This is a genomic window from Rhodovulum imhoffii (assembly GCF_003046545.1).
Classification (GTDB): Bacteria; Pseudomonadota; Alphaproteobacteria; order Rhodobacterales; family Rhodobacteraceae; genus Rhodovulum; species Rhodovulum imhoffii.
Window position 1 is genome coordinate 1 of record NZ_QAAA01000040.1, and the last position, 3,918, is coordinate 3,918.

The window sequence follows — 3,918 nt, forward strand, 5'->3', positions numbered from 1 at the left end:
CACCGCCGGTCACCCCGCCAGCAGGATCGACGAGCTCCTGCCATGGAACTTCAACCCGTCAAGCTGAACAGGCGTGCCGCGGTGACAGCGCTTACGATTCAACGGCACGGTCCTCGACGAGTTCTTCCGGGTGAAAATGCGCGAGACCTTCTACGACACCGTCGATGCGCTCCAGGCCGATCTCGACGCCTGGCTGAACCACTACAACACCGAGCGCCCGCATCTCGGCTACAGAAACCAGGGCAGACGGCCCGTCCAAACCGTCATGTCATTCGTAAGCCAAAAAGGTTAAGTGGACAGACAGACGTCGCTCCCCCTTGGTCACTGGGCGGGCACATCAATTATGAACGAAGAGAACACTGGGTATCTTGATTATCCGAAGCTCTTTCCCACTATCCCTTTTTATTCTCGAAACTTCTCTAAAATAATCGCCGTCTGCGGAATGAGTTCGGCTTTTGAACCCGGCGGCAACCGCCAGTTCCGTTGAAACTACTGCGGCGCCCATATCAATGGACCTTTTTTTATAAATTACATCGAAGAATGAATAACTCGGTAAATTCCGGCCACCTGGCCTGCTATGTGAGTGGATCATGTTAAATATTACAACATCCGCGTCGTTCCCTGCCTTCCGGAGGCTGTCATTGATAAGTTCAACGGCTTTGGGAATGTAATAATTGTCTGCATTTGTTAAAAGAACATAATCTCCCTCCGCCTCCTTCAGGCCAATTTCCCTTAGGGAATGTCCCCAGTCGTTATAGCGTGTTTCCGTACATTTAAAATCTATCTTGTCAGGGCAAATATTCCTGAAATCCCCCATGATCTTGATAAATTTTTCATCATAACCATCGTGAATTACAGTCAACTTCCAATTTGCCTGCGTCTGATTTATCCACGACTGGACGAAGATTTTTAACTCCCCATAGCGTTGATATGCAACCGCAATGACGTGGATTAATTTAAGACATTCGGATTCCGGTTCCATCCTGCCCTCCGGTTTTAAAAATATTCCTGACCATGCCGATTGATTTCCAATCGGATTTTATTTGGTAATCCCCCATTTTCAATTGGACCCAGCCGTAGAGTTTACGCGGCTGTTTTCAGTTGCATTGCGGGTGTTATCCGACCGACAGCCATGTTGGGCCGGTCGTTGTTGTAAGTCCAGAGCCATTTTGAACCGTCCGGTGTTTACCGGAGATAAAACACTCAAAGGATGAGCCTATGACGAAGAGACGTTTCACCCCCGTCTATCCTGCTGAACTTCGCGAACGCGGGGTTTTGCTGCTTCAAGAGAATCGCGCCGACTACGCCAGCGATAGCGCGGCGTATCGTGCGATTGCACCGAAACTTGGGGGTGAGCCGCTCTGTGATGTTGCGCGCCTTGTGGATCTGACAACGCGGATCGGGCTACCTGTCACTGAAGCTGTAGGATAAGTCCGCACAAGGAAAATCCGCTCAAACCCGGATTCGTGCAACAAAACCCCTTCATGGTTGAGCAAACTCTACATCAGAGCGAGGGAAGTTTCGGGGAGCAGAACAGTGCAATCCGCACCGATCAGCCCGGAATTCATTCGTCCGTTTCGTTCCCATAGTGCGTCTCCTTTGTTGCAATAAATGCTATCAAAGGAGCGGCATCGAACCGGGACATGTCCAGTCAATCGTACTGTTCTGCGCCGGGTTGCGGCGGCCCCGCATTGCGGGAACCGTGAAATCCCGTTCCGCTGCGACAGCGGAACGGGCAATTCTCAGCACACCAGCGGTTTCCCGTTTTTCCTGTGGCGCATTGCGAGTTTGCGCGCAACCTTGCCGGAGGCCATCAGCCGGGCCGGGTCGGGCAGCCGGGCGTGGTCCAGTTCCGCCAGTGCGGGGAACAGGGTGAAAATCTCTTCCCGCGCTTCGGGTCTGAGCGTCCGCAAGGCTTCCGGACCGGTATAGAGCGTCTCCGTCTCCACGCCCTCGGCATAAACGATCTCATGCCGCTCACACAGGAAGTGGACATACATCACCTCCGAAGGATCCTCGGCGTAGTCGACGCCATCCAGCAAGACCAGTTGCTTGGCCGCCACCAGGATCTCCTGCGTGCCGGAGAGGCGTGCCGCGATGCGGGAGTTTACCAGGATCCGGTGCTGCGGAGAGACCACCAGATCGGTGATCGGGTAGCCCGGCGCCAGCGCATCGGCCCGGATCCGAACCGGACGCAGCTTCGGGTTGACCGCCAGCGTCTGCGCGGACAGTTTCTGCACCCCGATCCAGCGGATCGGCTGGAACCCGTTATCCTTGGTCCGCACCAGATCGCCCACTTGCAGATCCTCGATCGGCATCAGGCCCATGTCGGTCTCGATATGGGTGCCGGGGGTGAAGCATAGCACCCCTTCGATCTCGGCGAAATTGACCGTCCAGGTATCGGTGCCGTCGGTAACCTGGATCGTCCCGGTAAAGGAGTTCCCGTCGGCATCCTGACTGGCGCTGAAGGAATTGGCGACCTTCGTCAGCCCATTCAGATCGATGACATCGTAATCGTCGAGCGTATCGTTGCCTGAGGTCGTGCCGGTTCCGCCGTCGATGAAGAACGTGTCCCCGAGACCGGCCTGGGTGATATCGAGCACGAAGCTGTCGCGGTCCTTGCCACCGAAGGCCCTGTCCCCCTGCCCGACCACGAGCGTATCGTTGCCGGCATCGCCATAAATGGAATCGTTGTCCGCGCCACCTGAAATGCTGTCATTACCACCCATTCCCATGATGGTATCGTTTCCAGCGCCTCCATCGATGACATCATTCATTGCGCCGGTGACATTCGGATCTGTAACCGTCAGGGTGACATTGTCGAAATTGAGATTATTAGTGATCTCGTCACCATCGGCTTTATCCTCGACGATGCGCACCCGCATGGGAGCGGTCGGGTTGGTCGGCGTGTTGCCAGTGGCCGTCAGGTTGAGCGTATATGTCTCAAGCAGATTGGTGGTCGGGTCGGTGGTTTCTGTCGCGCTTGCAACAACCGTTCCATCCACCACGATTTCCACTCGAAAAGTATGTCCGCCGTTTTCAGTGTCTGAAGGGGTGGTGCCGAGATCGCTTTGGGTTGTCGCATCAAGCTTAACGGAAAAGCTGAGATCGCTGCTCCAAGACGGGCCGACAACACTGGCCGAAGCCGAGTTTTGCCCGTCGTTATTGATCCACATGACACGGTCGCTAGTCCCGTTGTATGGCGGATTATAGACGCCCCCACTACCATTTATTGTCCAAACACCCAGTCCAGTATTGAAATTACTCGACAATATTTGAAACGTAGAATCTCCGGTGATAATATCATTGCCGTCACCGCCGGTTATTGTGTCATTACCGTTGCCACCTTTTATTGTGTCCGCACCTCCGCTTCCTGTATATACTGGCATCTCAACCTCCCCTTTGATGAGCCCCTTTGATGAGCCAAAATTATATCATTTTGGAAACAATTACAGCACCTATACTATAGTCACAGCACCTATACTATAGTCACAGCACCTATACTATAGTCACAGCACCTATACTATAGTCACAGCACCTATACTATAGTCACAGCACCTATACTATAGTCTAGGTGTTCATCCCGCCTGGCCTGTGGCCTGCCCCTATCGGGTGGTCCGGTTTCAGTCTTAGCGCATGACGGGTCTTGGTGCCAAGGCAGATGCCTGCGGCGGGGCTGATCCCTGGTCTCGAAACGGTGCCCAGTGAACGGCCTCCGGCGCTGGTGGCCGATAGCCCAGGGACGAGTGAGGCCGCGCCGTGTTGTAATGGACCTGCCACGCCTCGATCACCACGCGTGCCTCGGCCAGCGAGTAGAAGATCTTGGACTTGCCCGGGTTTTGTGGAGAGCGTTTAGCTCACTTCATGGGCCTTTCGCTCGAAGGCGATGGGGCTCTGGAATCCGAGCGATGAATGCCG

At 54.5% G+C, this 3,918-nt stretch carries 2 protein-coding genes and 2 pseudogenes; 1 reads left to right on the plus strand and 3 read right to left on the minus strand.

Annotation, left to right across the window (positions count from 1 at the left end; all coding sequences use genetic code 11):
• Nucleotides 1-94: 94 nt before the first annotated feature.
• Nucleotides 95-292: pseudogene (locus tag C8N32_RS14545) on the plus strand (integrase core domain-containing protein); the annotation flags it as partial.
• A 45-nt stretch (nucleotides 293-337) separates the two neighbouring features.
• Here the strand turns inward: C8N32_RS14545 and C8N32_RS14550 are convergent.
• The 3 genes and pseudogenes from C8N32_RS14550 to C8N32_RS15400 form a co-directional block, all read right to left on the minus strand.
• On the minus strand, nucleotides 338-982 hold the full coding sequence (locus C8N32_RS14550) for a glycosyltransferase family A protein (RefSeq protein WP_107893689.1): 645 nt from the start codon (nucleotides 980-982) through the stop codon (nucleotides 338-340).
• A 760-nt stretch (nucleotides 983-1,742) separates the two neighbouring features.
• Entirely contained in the window at nucleotides 1,743-3,389 is a 1,647-nt protein-coding gene (locus C8N32_RS14555; RefSeq protein WP_107893690.1) for a Hint domain-containing protein, read from the minus strand.
• A gap of 240 nt (nucleotides 3,390-3,629) precedes the next feature.
• Nucleotides 3,630-3,824: pseudogene (locus tag C8N32_RS15400) on the minus strand (integrase core domain-containing protein); the annotation flags it as partial.
• Nucleotides 3,825-3,918: the final 94 nt, after the last annotated feature.